Genomic DNA, 13,599 nt, shown 5'->3' with positions numbered 1-13,599 from the left:
GCAGCGGCGCCGACCGTTTCAGTGAAGCAAAATCAGTGTTGCAGGATCTTGCTGAGGAAGTGCTGGGTGCGTTCGTGGCGGGCCGTCGGGTCACCGAAGAAGGCTTCCTTCTGGCAGTCCTCGATGATGTTGCCCTTGTCCATGAAGATCACGCGGTTGGCCACCTTGCGGGCAAAGCCCATTTCGTGGGTCACGCACATCATGGTCATGCCCTCGTGGGCCAGCTCGACCATCACGTCCAGCACTTCGTTGACCATTTCCGGGTCCAGCGCCGAGGTTGGTTCGTCGAACAGCATGACGATCGGGTCCATCGACAGCGCGCGGGCGATGGCCACGCGCTGCTGCTGCCCGCCGGACAACTGGCCCGGATGCTTCTTGGCGTGGGCGCTGAGGCCGACGCGCTCGAGCAGGGCCAGGCCCTTCTTGGTCGCTTCCGCTTCGCTGCGGCCCAGGACCTTGCGTTGGGCAATGGTCAGGTTTTCGGTGATGGTCAGGTGCGGGAACAGCTCGAAGTGCTGAAACACCATGCCCACCCGCGAGCGCAGCTTGGGCAGGTTGGTCTTTGGGTCGGCGATCGAGGTACCGTCGACCACGATATCGCCTTTCTGGAACGGCTCCAGCGCGTTGACGCACTTGATCAGGGTGGATTTGCCCGAGCCCGAAGGGCCGCAGACCACCACCACTTCACCCTTTTTCACCTCGGTGGTGCAGTCGGTCAGCACCTGGAAGTCGCCGTACCACTTGTTGACGTTCTTGATGGAAATCATACGGTGATCCTTTTTTGCAGGCGCTTGACCAGCCACGAAGCGGAGAAGCTGATGATGAAGTACACGACACCGGCGAAGATCAGGAACTCATGGGAGCGCCCGATGATGTCGCCGTTGGAGCGTGCCGAGTTGAGGAAGTCCACCAGGCCCACGGTGTACACCAGCGAGGTGTCCTGGAACAGGATGATGCTCTGCTGCAGCAGCAGCGGGGTCATCTTGCGGAATGCCTGCGGCAGGATGATCAGGCGCATGGTCTGGCTGTAGGTCATGCCCAGGGCCTGGGCGGCGCCCATCTGGCCCTTGGAGATCGACTGCACGCCGGCACGGACGATTTCGCAGAAGTACGCGGCCTCGAACATCATGAACGCGACCACGCACGAGGTGAAGGCCCCGACCGGGGTGTCTTCGCCAGTGATCCAGCGCAGCACGAAGGGTACCGCCAGGTAGAACCAGGTGATCACCAGCAGCAACGGGATGGAGCGGAAGTAGTTGACGTAGGCGCCGGCTACCCGCGACATCAGCTTGCTGGACGACAGGCGCATCAGGGCCAGGATGGTACCGAGCACGATACCGCCGACCACGCCCATGGCCATCAGCTGCAAGGTCATGATCATGCCGTCCCAGAGGGCAGGCAGGGCCGGGATGATTTCGCTGAAATCCATTTCCATTTATTTGCCCCCCACGGAAATCAGGCCGGGCACGGCGACTTTCTTCTCGACCATACGCATCAGCAGCATCAGGCCCATGTTCAGGGTGAAGTAGATCAGCGTGGCCAAGGTGAAGGCCTCGAACAGGTTGGCGGAGAACTCGGCCGTTTGCTTGGTCTGCGCCAGAAGCTCCATCAGGCCGATCAGCGACGCCACCGAGGAGTTCTTGAACACGTTGAGGAATTCTGACGTAAGCGGCGGAATGATGATCCGGTAGGCCTGCGGCAGCAGCACATTGGTGTAGATCTGCGACAGGCTGAAGCCCATGGCCCTGGCGGCGGCTTCCTGGCCACGGGGCAGCGCCTGGATGCCGGTCCGCACCTGCTCGCAAACACGGGCGGCGGTGAACAGGCCGAGGCAGACAACCACGCTGATCAGCGCCGAAGTGGTCGGGTTCAGGTCTTGCTTGAACCATTCCTGCAGGCCTTCGGGCAGCAGGTCCGGCACCAGGAAGTACCAGATGAACAGCTGTACCAGCAGTGGCACGTTGCGGAACAGTTCCACGTAAGCGGTGGCAATACCCGACACCAGCCGGTTTGGCACCGTACGCATGACGCCCAGCACCGACCCCAGTAGCAAGGCGATGATCCAGGCGGAAATGGCGATGGCGATGGTCCAGCCCAGACCGGTGATGTACCAGTCCAGATAGGTTTCGCTGCCCACGCCGGTGGACTTGAAGAACACGCCCCAGTCCCAGTTGTAATTCATCGGGATTTCCCCTCAGACGGTTGTTTCACGGGCACCTTCCAACATCCGAGGGCGCAACGCCCTCGGATGAAAGGTTAGACACTAACGGGTGGCCTGCAGGTTTAATTCGCGCTTTGCAGCGCATCAGGCCACTGGCTGGGGGTCAGGATTTCTTCTCGTCCGCTGCCTTGTCGGTCGGCTCGGCGATCAGCTTTTTCAGCTCGTCGCTCATCGGGAAGCTCAGGTTCAAGCCCTTTGGCGGGATCGGCTGGTTGAACCACTTGTCGTAGCTTTTGTTGACTTCGCCCGACTTGAAATAGCCGACGATGGCGTCATCCACCGCTTTCTTGAATGCCGCGTCATCCTTGCGCACCATGCAGCCGTAGATTTCGTACGATTGTGGGGTACCGGTGATAACCCAGTCAGCAGGCTTGCGCGCCTTGGCCATTTCGCCGGCGAGCAGTGCGTCGTCCATCATGAAGGCCACGGCGCGGCCGCTTTCGAGCATGTTGAAGGCTTCACCGTGGTCCTTGGCGGAAATCACGTTCATCTTCATCTGCTTGTCAGCGTTCATGGCCTTGAGCAGGCGCTCGGAAGTGGTGCCTGCGGTGGTCACGACGTTTTTGCCAGCCAGGTCCGGGAAGTCCTTGTAGGCTGGCTGACCGTCCTTGACCTTGGTCAGCAGGCGGGTACCGACTTCAAAGATGCCCACGGTGAAGCCGACTTGCTGCTGGCGCTCGACGTTGTTGGTGGTGGAGCCGCATTCCAGGTCGACGGTGCCGTTCTGCACCAGCGGGATGCGGGTCTGGGAGGTGACCAGGTTGTACTTGACCTTGATGTCCGTACCCAGTTGCTTCTTCAGGGCGTCGACGACAGCCAGCTGGATGTCATGCGAGTAGCCCACGGGCTCGGGCTTGCCGGCCAGGTAGGAAAACGGAATGGAGGAGTCGCGGTGCCCCAGGGTGATGGTGCCTGAGTCCTTGATCTTCTTCAGGGTGCCGGTGAGCTCCTCGGCCATGGCCGGCGAAGCGATGACTGCAGCCGCGATGGCGGCGCCCAGCAATTGACGAACGATACGCATCAAATTTCCCTCGACGTGTTTGTTTTTTTTATGGAGCCGTTGGCGGACTCTTTCGTTCAACGAATACCGCATGAAGCGGGTGCATTCGGCTACCAAGTGTAGAGCATGAGTCGTGCCAAGCTCTGGTTCAGATCATAACGCTGTGTAAACACTGGGAATTAATCTTTTTTGACCATTAGATGTTGCGGCGCTTGGTACGGCTTTCCGAATGATGGCTCGATCATCGTTCGGCAATCCGAATGAGTGCTCGCGCCTTGCAGTGGGTAGGATCTATCTACCGCTGAACTGATCCCGGTACGTGATGTTCTGGCAGGCCCAACTCATGGAGGCCAGCCATGGCGCCGCCAAGCAACGTAATACCCACCGGTTCGGTAGATCACCTGATAGCCCGGCAATTACCCGCGTGGATGACCAACGGCTGGGAGGAGCAAGTCCTTGCACTGCGCCAGGCAATGCACGCACAGCAAGCCTGCGCGGAGCGCATGCAGCGTTTCTTTGCAGATATTCCCGCGCTTGATGCGTTCGCAGCGCCATTACTGGAGGCGGCGTTACGTGAGCAGGGGCTGGTGGGCGACGTGCGTGTGATGAAGGTCGTGATCACGCAGGATATCCAGTATCCGTCTGCTGCCGAAAAGCTCTACCAGCCCATGGTGACCTTCAGCTCTCGGCAAAGTCTGCTTGCGGCCGCAATGCATAACTTCGCCAGCGATGAGCTGCAGCCCTCCATCCATCGCCACGCCCACCTGACCGGCGAGCGGGGAGAGCGCCTGCCGCTGAGTTTCGAGCGCTTCGCCGGTCTGTGTCGCACGCTGGATATCGGGGCGCGCTACCAGGCGAAACTGATGTCGGTGCTGCGACCGACCCGCTCAGGTCGTGGCCAGACCACGGCACAGGCGCGCCGAGAGGTAGAGGAGCTGTTCGAGAATGCGCTGCGGTCGCGGCTGGATGTCGCGGTACGTGAAGGCGTCTTCAAGGGGCAATTGAGCAGTTTCGAACATGACTGCATGTCAGCCTTCTTCACATCGCAGCCTGCTATCGCCGCGCCCTCGTCGTCGGTCACGCCCCGCCAGCTTTACCTGCTGGGCAAACGCATCGTCGGCGTGATCACGGTGGAGATCCGGCGCAAGGTGGATGACAGCCTGGAAAGCGTGATCGCCTGGATCCCTGGCAGCCCTGGCCAGGCATTGTTCCGACATGCTTCCTGGCAGGCGTTGTACGAGGCGATCGGGTTGGCACTGCGTGCGTCTGCGTACCGGGAATTCTTCGGCCGGTTCATCCGGGCGCAGGATCGGCCCGCATTCAACAAGGCGGTGGGAGCGCTGCTGGCGAAGGATGCAAGCAAAGCGGCCATCGAGCTGGACGGGCGCAACCTGAGCATCGACAAGCCGTTGTTTGCCTACGCAGGCACTCAGCAGATAGACAAGATTTTTGCCGACGCCCGCTACCTGGCTGCACCGACCGGCGATGAGGACCTGGCCGCCCGCCATGAGCGGCTGCGCAGCATGGTATCGGCCTGGCTGGACCTGTTGGGCTGGGCAGGCCTTTTCGTGCCTGTGCTGGGTGAGCTGATGCTGGTGGTCAGTGCGGCGCAATTGCTCGATGGCATCTATGAGGGCTATCAGGACTGGCGCCTGGGCGACCGCCAGGCAGCTCTGGGTCACCTGTTCGACGTGGCGCAAGCGCTGGTGGTTGCCGGTGCTACTGCAGGCGCGATTCACACCATAACGCGTACCCCGTTTGTCGATGAGCTTGTTCCAAGGTTCCGGGACGGCGTGGTGAAACTGGGGTTCGAGCGGGATCTGCCGCACATGGAGAGCAACTCGGCCGTATTGCTGCAAGACCTGCAGCCTGCGGCACTTTCCCGCCTGATCTCGGACGATGCCCTGGACCTGTTACGCGTTACTGGCCTTGACCTGGAGCGAGTTCGCCGGTTGCGAGTGGAAAATGCGCCAGCGCCTGCTCGCTTGCTCGATGCCCACGAGCGCTGGCAACTGCATAAAAGCGACCCCACCCTGACGGGCGCAGCGTTCGAGCAGGCACTGGACGGCCTGCGTGAACCAGCCACTGAGCAGCAGGCCTTGCTGATGGCTGCTTTCAAAGGGCTGAGCCCGCGAGCCGCCCAGGAAGTCATCGATCATTCGAGCAGTGCTTTGCTCGAACGCCTCGGCCCGGGCAAGCCAATCCCTTTGAGCCTGGCCGAGCGTGCGCGCTGGTCTGTGCGCGAGAGCCGCCTGGACCGTGCCTGCCTGGGGATCAGATTGCCGCAGGCGATCAACGTCGACAGTGAAAGCCTGGTATTCGGGCTTCTTGCCCGCAAGGCGCCCTGGCCGGATAACGTGCGCATCGAGTTGCGAGAGGGCAGTTCGCAAGGGCCGGTGTTGTTCGCCACCGGTGATGGCGGCAGTGAGCTGACCCGGATCGTGGTCAGGAACGAATGGCGGTACCGCTTCGCAGAGGCTGCCGCCACGCTGGAGGAGCCGCTGCTCAAGGTGGTGCTTGAATGCCTGGATGGCAGTCAGAAAGCCGTTTTAGGCGATCCCGGCCTCACCGTGAAGCAATTGCGCGCGTGGCTTCTGGAACAAGCCAAGGGGGACCGGGATCTGGCTGCGCAGACCATGGGGTTGCCTGCTGCCGAGACGCGCCTGCGGCCGCCGCGACGTTTTGCCGACGGCCGCTTGGGCTATTCACTGAGCGGAAGAGGCGGGGAAAGCAGCTACCAGGCGATCAGGCGTGGCATTCATCAGATCTTCCCGACACTCAGCGAACTGCAACTGGATGCCTACCTGGCTGCAGTGCGGGCCCGGGGAGTAAATATCTGGGATCATTACCTGGCGTTGCAACGCCAGCTCGAGAGCTTGCGAAACGCGTTGACCGAGTGGCAAGCCGCATGGAGTACTCCGGTGGAAGCGCTACGTCGCAGGCGTGTTGCCGACACACTGCGACGTAGCTGGCGGCGCAAGCTGGTTGATGTGAATGATCATTACGAACTGCTCATCAGCGGCGAGCACATCGCCGGCTTGCCCACGTTGCCCGAAGGCGTCGACTTCGCCCATGTCAGGCGGCTGGTACTGCGGGACATGGGGCTGCAGACAATTGATGAGGACTTCCTTCGTCGCTTTCCCAACATTGTCGAGCTTGATCTCAGCAATAACAGGCTTACGGCCATTCCAGCAGGCATTGAGCGGCTGGTGCAGTTGCGCAGGATCGACCTTTCCAACAACCGCATAACCATCGACGCTATTGGCAATCGACAGCTGGCTCAGTTGTCACTGCTCGAGTCCATCGAACTGAGTTTCAACCCCGAATTGCAGGCGCCGGACCTCTCCGGCTTGCGCCACGTGCGTCACCTGTACCTGCGCTCTACTGGACAGGTCGATATCCGTCAGTTACTGGAGCGGGCTTCGTGGCGGGCGCTGGTGGACTTGCGTGATAACCGCATTACCGAGCTGCAAGACGAGGTGCATGGGCTTACGCGCCGGCTGCAGCAATTAGAGCTGCATGACAACCCGTTGAACGACACCAGCCGCAATTACCTCGAGCAAGTGCGGGCGGGGGGGCAGAGTCAGGGCGGGGCGCGCGGCCGTCCTGCCCGCCAGCATGCCCAGGCCGATGGTGAGGTGCGTGAAGCGCTGGTAGAAAGCCGCCAGGTACAGCGACGCCTGCGACGCGAGGGGATATGGAACCGTCTTTCCAGCGAGCCAGGCTCCGAAGACTTGTTCAGATTTCTCGCCGAACTCACTCATTCTGAGGACTTTGCCGAGAGTTCAGCTCTTTATCGCAGGCGTATATGGAGCATCCTTGAAGCCTGTGAACAGAGCGAGGAGCTACGCGAAGCGATTTTCCGCGAAGTTGGCAGCGTGCTCACCTGCGAGGATCGCCTGTTGTACCTGCTCAACCAGCTGGAGGTAGGTGTGCTGGTGCAGCGCGGAATTTCCGGGCTGCCAGCGGCCATGGTGGAGCAGCGCCTGGTTGAGTTGGGGCGACAGCTGCATCGTCTTGACCGCGTCGATACCATCGCCGCTCGACATGTCGAGCGGCTACGCAACCAAGGAGCGCGTAACGTTGACGAGGTTGAAGTGCGCTTGTACTTCCGCAACCAGCTTGCTCGAGTGCTGGAGTTGCCCGTGCATGCGGACGAAATGCATTACGCATCCGTGGCACAGGTAGGTGAGGCCGACCTGGTCAAAGCCCAGGTCGATGTATTGCAACACGAAACCCCTGAGCAAGTTCTCGATTCGCTGGTTCAACGCCCGTTCTGGCAGCGTTATGTGCGCAGGCATTATACCGAGCGTTTCGAAGCGCTTGCCGAGCCTTACCATGCACAGCTGGTCGAGCTGGAGGGGAGAGCGCATACCGAAGGCGATCAGGTCTATCTCGAAGGCGCCGATATTTTGATGCACGCTCTGCAAGCGGAAGAGGAGGTGCTCATCCGCACATTGGCCAGGGAGGCCTGGGAGCGGATGAGCCGGTCGTGACCAACCGCAGCATCTGGTTTCCAGTGCTGCGGCGTAACCCATTGTGAATCAGGCGGCGTGAGTGCGCGCCTGGTTCTCTTCGAGCCGCTGCAGGTAGTCTTTCAAGGCCTGCTGCTCCTGTGCGGTAGTGAAAAGACCCAGCTTGGTACGACGCCAGAGAATGTCCTCGGCAGTGCTGGCCCATTCGCTGCTGCGCAGGTAATCCACCTCGCGGCAGAACAGACCACCGCCGATGGATGCCCCGAGGTCCTGCGGCCCGTGCACGCCTTCGAGCAACTGCCAGACGCGGCTGCCATAGGTGACCGCCCAGCGTTTGGCGATGTCGGCTGGCAACCAGCCACAGCGAGCCAGAATTGCGTCGACCAGCGCCTGGGGCGTAGTCATTTCCTCGCCGCCCGGGAGCGCGGACGTAGCAGTCCAGCTTGCGCTCATTTGGGCAAAATACGGCTTCAACTCGGCCATCGCCGATTCGGCGAGCTTGCGGTAGGTGGTGAGCTTGCCACCGAATACCGACAAAAGAGGCGCCTGGCCTTCACCTGCAGACAAGGCCAGGGTGTAGTCACGGGTGACGGCTGACGGGTTGTCCGATTCGTCGTTGCACAGCGGCCGAACCCCAGAATACGTGTGCTGGATATCGCTGCGGCCGAGCTGATGGTTAAAGTGCTCATTCACCACTTTCAGCAAGTAGTCGGTTTCTTGCTCCGTGATCTTCACCTGTGCGGGGTCACCGCTGTATTCCCGGTCGGTGGTGCCAATCAGGGTAAAGCGTTCCAGGTAAGGAATGCAGAAGACAATACGCTGGTCTTCGTTCTGCAGGATGTAGGCGTGTTCGCCTTCATACAGCCGCGGCACGATGATGTGGCTGCCCTGGATCAGGCGGATACCGTAAGGCGCCTCAAGCTTCAGGTCGTCCTTGATGAAGCTGGCGACCCACGGGCCGGCGGCGTTGACCAGGGCACGGGCGCGAATGCTTTGCAGGCTGCCATCGGCGTGCTGCAGGTCCACCTGCCACAGCCCATCGATACGCTCGGCGCGCAAACAGCGGGTACGGGTATGCACATGTGCACCGTGCTCGCGGGCCGCCATGGCATTGAGCACCACCAGGCGGGCGTCATCCACCGCACAGTCGGCATATTCGAAACCGCGGGTGATGGGAGGCTTGAGCGGGTAGCCCGGGCCGAATCGCAGGCTACGCGAAGCGCCCAGGCGCTTGCGTTTGCCCAGGTTATCGTAGAGGAACAGGCCGGCGCGGATCATCCAGGCAGGGCGCAAGTGCGGGCGGTGCGGCAGCACGAAGCGCATCGGCCTGACGATATGCGGCGCCTTGGCCAGCAGCACTTCACGCTCGGCCAGTGCTTCACGCACCAGGCGGAACTCGTAGTGCTCCAGATAGCGCAGGCCGCCGTGGATCAGCTTGCTGCTCGCAGAAGAGGTGTGCTGGGCCAGATCATCCTTTTCGCAAAGGAATACCTTCAGGCCGCGCCCGGCGGCGTCGGCAGCGATGCCCACGCCATTGATGCCGCCGCCGATCACGGCGAGGTCATAGCAGTCGGCGATGGGGGGCTGGGACGGAACGGGCTGGGACACGGGCAAGGCCTCCTGAGGCTGTTCATAGCGAATATGAACATTTATGTTCGTTTCCGAAAATATTAGCGCAACAGGAAGCCGGTCGCCAGTCAGTCTTTATAGAAAAAACTGATCAGATGACAGGAAAGTGAACATTTACGAAAATTTTCGCGTTCGGGGTGTCCCGTTTCGCAGGTGTGGCGCCTGACCGATCGAGCGCCGCCCCACAGCACGCCTCAAACCACCTCAACCCGGACTTTGTACTGGGTAAGCAACTGACCGAGACCGTCCGTCGGCGGCTGGTCGGTGACCAGGCAATCGACCAGGCTGATCGACCCCAGGCGCACCATGGCATTGCGCCCGAATTTGCTCGAGTCGGCCGCAAGGACCACCTGGCGGGCATTGGCGATGATGGCCTGGGATACCCGTACTTCCTGGTAATCGAAGTCCAGCAAGCTGCCGTCCTCATCGATGCCACTGATGCCCACCAGGGCGAAATCGACCTTGAACTGGCTGATGAAATCGACGCTGGCCTGGCCGACCACGCCGCCATCTCGGCGCACCGTGCCACCCGCGATCAACACTTCGAAATCTTCCTTGGCGGCCAGGATCGCTGCCACGTGCAGGTTGTTGGTGATGACCTTGAGGTGATTGTGGTTGAGCAGCGCCCGGGCAATGGATTCGGTGGTGGTACCAATGTTGATGAACAGCGAGGCATGGTCGGGAATCTGCCGGGCCACGGCTTCGGCGATGCGTTGCTTTTCGTCGCGCATCTGGTCAGCGCGCATGGCATAGGCAGTGTTTTCGATGCTCGAATCATACGCTGCACCCCCGTGGTAACGGCGCAGCAGGTTGAGTTCGGCCAGTTGATTGATATCACGGCGGATGGTTTGCGGCGTAACGACAAACAGCTGCGCCATTTCTTCGATACTGACGTAACCGCGCTCGCGCACCAGTTCGAGGATTTGTTGTTGGCGGGGAGGCAGATTCATGGGCGGTCCTTTGGGGCAGCCGGACAAATTCTGCAATGATGCCGTAGGAAGCGGATGACAGCCAGTAGACGATTGGGGCCGCGTGACGGCCCCACGTCGTGTTACGCCTCGTGATCTTCCCAGTCACGGGTACGTTCGACGGCCTTTTTCCAGCCGGCATACAGCTTTTCTTTCTGCGCCTGATCCAGTTGCGGGCTGAATTCGCGCTCGATGATTGCCTTGTCGCGCAGTTCGTCCAGGCCGCTCCAGAAGCCGCAGGCCAGGCCGGCCAGGTAGGCAGCACCAAGGGCGGTAGTCTCGCGCATCTTCGGCCGCTCCACGCAGGTACCGAGGATGTCGGCCTGGAACTGCATGAGGAAATTGTTGGCGACCGCGCCACCGTCCACACGCAGTTCCGACAGGCGCTGGCCGCAGTCCTGTTGCATTGCGTCGAGCACATCGCGAGTCTGATAGGCGATCGACTCCAGCGCGGCGCGGATGATGTGATCCACCTTCACCCCGCGGGTCAGGCCGAACAGCGCCCCGCGGGCGTACGGGTCCCAGTACGGTGCACCCAGGCCGGTGAAGGCCGGGACCAGATACACGCCGTTGCTGTCCTTGACCTTGCTGGCGAAATACTCGGTATCCAGCGCGTCATTGACGATTTTCAGCTCGTCACGCAGCCACTGTACGGTTGAGCCGCCGTTGAACACGGCACCTTCCAGCGCATAGGCCACTTCGCCACGGGGGCCACAGGCGATGGTGGTGAGCAGGCCATGGGACGATTTCACAGCCTTGTCGCCGGTGTTCATCAGCAGGAAGCAACCGGTGCCGTAGGTGTTCTTGGCCTGGCCTGGCTCTACGCACATCTGGCCGAACAGGGCAGATTGCTGGTCGCCGGCGATACCGGCAATGGCAATCCCGCTCTTGGTGTGACCGTACACTTCCGAGGAAGGGCGCACCTCGGGCAGCATCTGCCGCGGGATACCGAGGATTTCCAGGAGCTTGTCGTCCCATTGCAGGCTATGGATGTTGAACATCAGCGTGCGCGAGGCGTTGGTGTAGTCAGTGACGTGCACCTTGCCACCGGAGAACTTCCAGATGAGCCAGGTATCGATGGTGCCGAACAGCAGTTCGCCACGCTCGGCGCGTTCGCGGGCACCTTCGACATTGTCGAGGATCCACTTCAGCTTGGTACCGGAGAAGTACGGGTCGGTGACCAGGCCGGTGGTTTCGCGAATATAGTCTTCATGGCCGTCACGCTTGAGCTGGGCACATATCTCAGTGCTTCGGCGGCACTGCCAGACTACCGCGTTGTACACCGGGCGACCGGTTTCCTTGTCCCACACCACGGTGGTTTCGCGCTGGTTGGTGATACCCAGTGCGGCAACCTGTGCGTGGCTTATACCTGCCTGGGCCAAGGCCTCAACCATGGTCGCGCTCTGGGTGGCGAAGATTTCCATCGGGTCGTGTTCGACCCAGCCCGCCTGCGGATAGTGCTGGGCGAACTCGCGCTGGGAGGTGCCCACCACATTGGCGTCACGATCGAAGATGATCGCTCGCGAACTGGTGGTGCCCTGGTCCAGGGCGATGATGTAGTTCTTGTCCTGGGTGTCTGTCATGGTCTTAGGCCTTGCATGAATAGGGGGTCAGGGCTGGGCGTGATGCCGGCATCAATTGACTTGAGTATCGCCCTGGCGATTGTCATTTGTCTCAGGGTTTGCGGCTGTTGCCGTTGGCAGGTTGCGGGCAATCAGGCCACGATAGGTCGCGGCACCCAGGCAGGCGCCAAGGATCGGTGCGAACAGCGGAACCAGGAAGTAAGGGATGTCTCGTCCACCCGTGAAGGCGACTTCGCCCCAACCGGCCAGGAAGGTCATGAGTTTTGGCCCGAAATCGCGGGCCGGGTTCATGGCGAAGCCGGTCAACGGGCCCATGGCGCTGCCGATCACTGCAATCAGCAGGCCGATCAGCAGCGGGGCCATGGCGCCGCGCGGCAGGCCGTTGTTGTCATCGGTCAGGGCCATGATCACGGCCATCAGGATGGCGGTGATCACCACTTCCACCAGGAACGCCTGGCCGGTGGACAGCGAGGGATGCGGGTAAGTGGAGAACACCGAGGCCAGCTCCAGGCTGGCTTCGCTGCCGCGCAGCATGCTGTGCGCCTGTTCGAAATCGAAGAACAGGCTGCTGTACAGCGTGTAGACAAGTGCCGCCCCACAGAACGCGCCGCAGACCTGGGCCAGCATGTAGAAAGGCAGCTTGCGCTTGTCGAAGTCGGCAAACAGGGTCAGGGCGATGCTCACGGCCGGGTTCAGGTGAGCGCCGGAAATACCGGCCGTGAGGTAGATGGCCATGCTGACGCCAACGCCCCAGATGATACTGATTTCCCACAAGCCAAAGCTGGCGCCCGCGACCTTCAGCGCAGCGACGCAGCCGGTGCCGAAAAAGATCAGCAGGGCAGTGCCGAGAAATTCGGCAAGGCATTGGCTGGACAACGTGGGTTGGCGTAGAGCAGTCGTCATGTATGACCTCGTTTTTTTTGTTGTGAGGCGCGTGGCGCTCGACAGCAAAGCCCGGTGTCTATCCCCTTGACCCCAGGCAGATGTAGGAAATGCACGCTAAAAGTGCACCGTTTATTCGGAAACGAAAAAATATAGACAAGAAACGCTTATGTCAAAGGTCGAAAGTGAACGATCAGTCACGATCTGGCTGCGTATTTCTACTGCGTAGCCCCGTTGCAGCCGCGTTGTAGAGCGGCGCGATTGCGGTGCGCTGGCTGGGAAGTGGGAATTGTCCTAAAGTAGCCGCCGAGCCGTCCCAGCCCGGAGCCCGTGCATGACCCCCGCCCTAGATCTGCTGAAAAAGCATCGCGCCGAACACCGCGTGCACAGTTATGAACATGACCCGAAGTCGGCCTCCTACGGCCTGGAGGCAGCGGAAAAGCTTGGCCTCGACCCACAGCAGGTTTTCAAGACGTTGCTGGCGAGCAGCGAGAAAGGCGAGTTGCTTGTAGCGGTGGTACCGGTGGTGGGCACGCTGGACCTCAAGGCCCTGGCCCATGCTGCCGGGGTGAAGAAGTGCGAGATGGCTGACCCGGCGGCGGCGCAGCGAGCCACGGGTTACCTCGTCGGCGGCATCAGCCCGCTTGGGCAAAAGAAGCGCCTGCGCACCTTCATCGATGACTCGGCGCAGAATTTTGCAACCATCCATGTCAGTGCTGGACGGCGTGGGCTGGAAGTGGAGTTGGCGGCGGTGGTGCTGGCCGAGCACACCCAGGGCAAGTTTGCCGGGATCGGCCGGGGCTGAGATTTTTGGGGCCGCCAAGCGGCCCCATATGTCGAG

The 13,599-nt window shown here is 61.1% G+C and carries 10 protein-coding genes; 2 read left to right on the top strand and 8 right to left on the bottom strand.

Features of this window, described 5'->3' with window-relative positions:
- Positions 1 to 32: 32 nt before the first annotated feature.
- From AC5O5R_RS21810 to AC5O5R_RS21795, 4 genes are all read right to left on the bottom strand, one after another.
- Entirely contained in the window at positions 33 to 767 is a 735-nt protein-coding gene (locus tag AC5O5R_RS21810) for an amino acid ABC transporter ATP-binding protein (protein ID WP_172225290.1), read from the bottom strand.
- Positions 764 to 1,435, bottom strand: coding sequence for an amino acid ABC transporter permease (locus tag AC5O5R_RS21805; RefSeq protein ID WP_172225287.1), 672 nt, complete (start codon positions 1,433 to 1,435; stop codon positions 764 to 766). The genes AC5O5R_RS21810 and AC5O5R_RS21805 overlap by 4 nt, the downstream gene beginning before the upstream one ends.
- Complete coding sequence (locus tag AC5O5R_RS21800; RefSeq protein ID WP_172225284.1) at positions 1,436 to 2,182, bottom strand: amino acid ABC transporter permease; 747 nt, start codon at positions 2,180 to 2,182, stop codon at positions 1,436 to 1,438.
- A 142-nt stretch (positions 2,183 to 2,324) separates the two neighbouring features.
- Entirely contained in the window at positions 2,325 to 3,242 is a 918-nt protein-coding gene (locus tag AC5O5R_RS21795; protein WP_172225281.1) for a glutamate/aspartate ABC transporter substrate-binding protein, read from the bottom strand.
- A gap of 335 nt (positions 3,243 to 3,577) precedes the next feature.
- On the opposite strand from AC5O5R_RS21795, the gene AC5O5R_RS21790 reads away from it, so the two are divergent.
- The gene (locus AC5O5R_RS21790; RefSeq protein ID WP_494514743.1) at positions 3,578 to 7,717 is read left to right on the top strand and encodes an NEL-type E3 ubiquitin ligase domain-containing protein; all 4,140 of its coding nucleotides are present in this window, start codon (positions 3,578 to 3,580) and stop codon (positions 7,715 to 7,717) included.
- Positions 7,718 to 7,765: 48 nt separating this feature from the next.
- Here the strand turns inward: AC5O5R_RS21790 and glpD are convergent, their stop codons facing one another.
- The 4 genes from glpD to AC5O5R_RS21770 form a co-directional block, all read right to left on the bottom strand.
- Positions 7,766 to 9,304, bottom strand: a complete 1,539-nt coding sequence (gene glpD, locus AC5O5R_RS21785; RefSeq protein WP_172225275.1) for a glycerol-3-phosphate dehydrogenase — start codon at positions 9,302 to 9,304, stop codon at positions 7,766 to 7,768.
- A gap of 215 nt (positions 9,305 to 9,519) precedes the next feature.
- Positions 9,520 to 10,275 carry a DeoR/GlpR family transcriptional regulator gene (locus AC5O5R_RS21780; RefSeq protein ID WP_172225272.1) on the bottom strand — a complete coding sequence of 252 codons (756 nt, stop codon included), beginning with the start codon at positions 10,273 to 10,275 and terminating at the stop codon, positions 9,520 to 9,522.
- Between the two features lie 101 nt (positions 10,276 to 10,376).
- The gene (glpK, locus tag AC5O5R_RS21775) at positions 10,377 to 11,876 is read right to left on the bottom strand and encodes a glycerol kinase GlpK (protein ID WP_172225269.1); all 1,500 of its coding nucleotides are present in this window, start codon (positions 11,874 to 11,876) and stop codon (positions 10,377 to 10,379) included.
- 51 nt (positions 11,877 to 11,927) lie between these two features.
- Positions 11,928 to 12,779, bottom strand: a complete 852-nt coding sequence (locus AC5O5R_RS21770) for an MIP/aquaporin family protein (protein ID WP_172225266.1) — start codon at positions 12,777 to 12,779, stop codon at positions 11,928 to 11,930.
- 313 nt (positions 12,780 to 13,092) lie between these two features.
- On the opposite strand from AC5O5R_RS21770, the gene ybaK reads away from it, so the two are divergent.
- Positions 13,093 to 13,563: a Cys-tRNA(Pro) deacylase gene (ybaK, locus tag AC5O5R_RS21765; protein ID WP_105945838.1), complete on the top strand. Its 471-nt coding sequence runs from the start codon at positions 13,093 to 13,095 to the stop codon at positions 13,561 to 13,563.
- Positions 13,564 to 13,599 lie beyond the last annotated feature (36 nt).

The sequence above is a fragment of the Pseudomonas sp. 8_5_2 genome, from assembly GCF_059295255.1.
The sequence above is the reverse complement of the archived record's forward strand: the minus strand, read 5'-3'. Positions and strand labels throughout refer to the sequence as shown.

Bases quoted from the DNA above. Each gene is read 5' to 3' on its own strand.
- AC5O5R_RS21810 (WP_172225290.1), bottom strand. From the start codon at position 767: ATGATTTCCATCAAGAACGTCAACAAGTGGTACGGCGACTTCCAGGTG.
- AC5O5R_RS21805 (WP_172225287.1), bottom strand. From the start codon at position 1,435: ATGGAAATGGATTTCAGCGAAATCATCCCGGCCCTGCCTGCCCTCTGG.
- AC5O5R_RS21800 (WP_172225284.1), bottom strand. From the start codon at position 2,182: ATGAATTACAACTGGGACTGGGGCGTGTTCTTCAAGTCCACCGGCGTG.
- AC5O5R_RS21795 (WP_172225281.1), bottom strand. From the start codon at position 3,242: ATGCGTATCGTTCGTCAATTGCTGGGCGCCGCCATCGCGGCTGCAGTC.
- AC5O5R_RS21790 (WP_494514743.1), top strand. From the start codon at position 3,578: ATGGCGCCGCCAAGCAACGTAATACCCACCGGTTCGGTAGATCACCTG.
- AC5O5R_RS21780 (WP_172225272.1), bottom strand. From the start codon at position 10,275: ATGAATCTGCCTCCCCGCCAACAACAAATCCTCGAACTGGTGCGCGAG.
- glpK (WP_172225269.1), bottom strand. From the start codon at position 11,876: ATGACAGACACCCAGGACAAGAACTACATCATCGCCCTGGACCAGGGC.
- AC5O5R_RS21770 (WP_172225266.1), bottom strand. From the start codon at position 12,779: ATGACGACTGCTCTACGCCAACCCACGTTGTCCAGCCAATGCCTTGCC.
- ybaK (WP_105945838.1), top strand. From the start codon at position 13,093: ATGACCCCCGCCCTAGATCTGCTGAAAAAGCATCGCGCCGAACACCGC.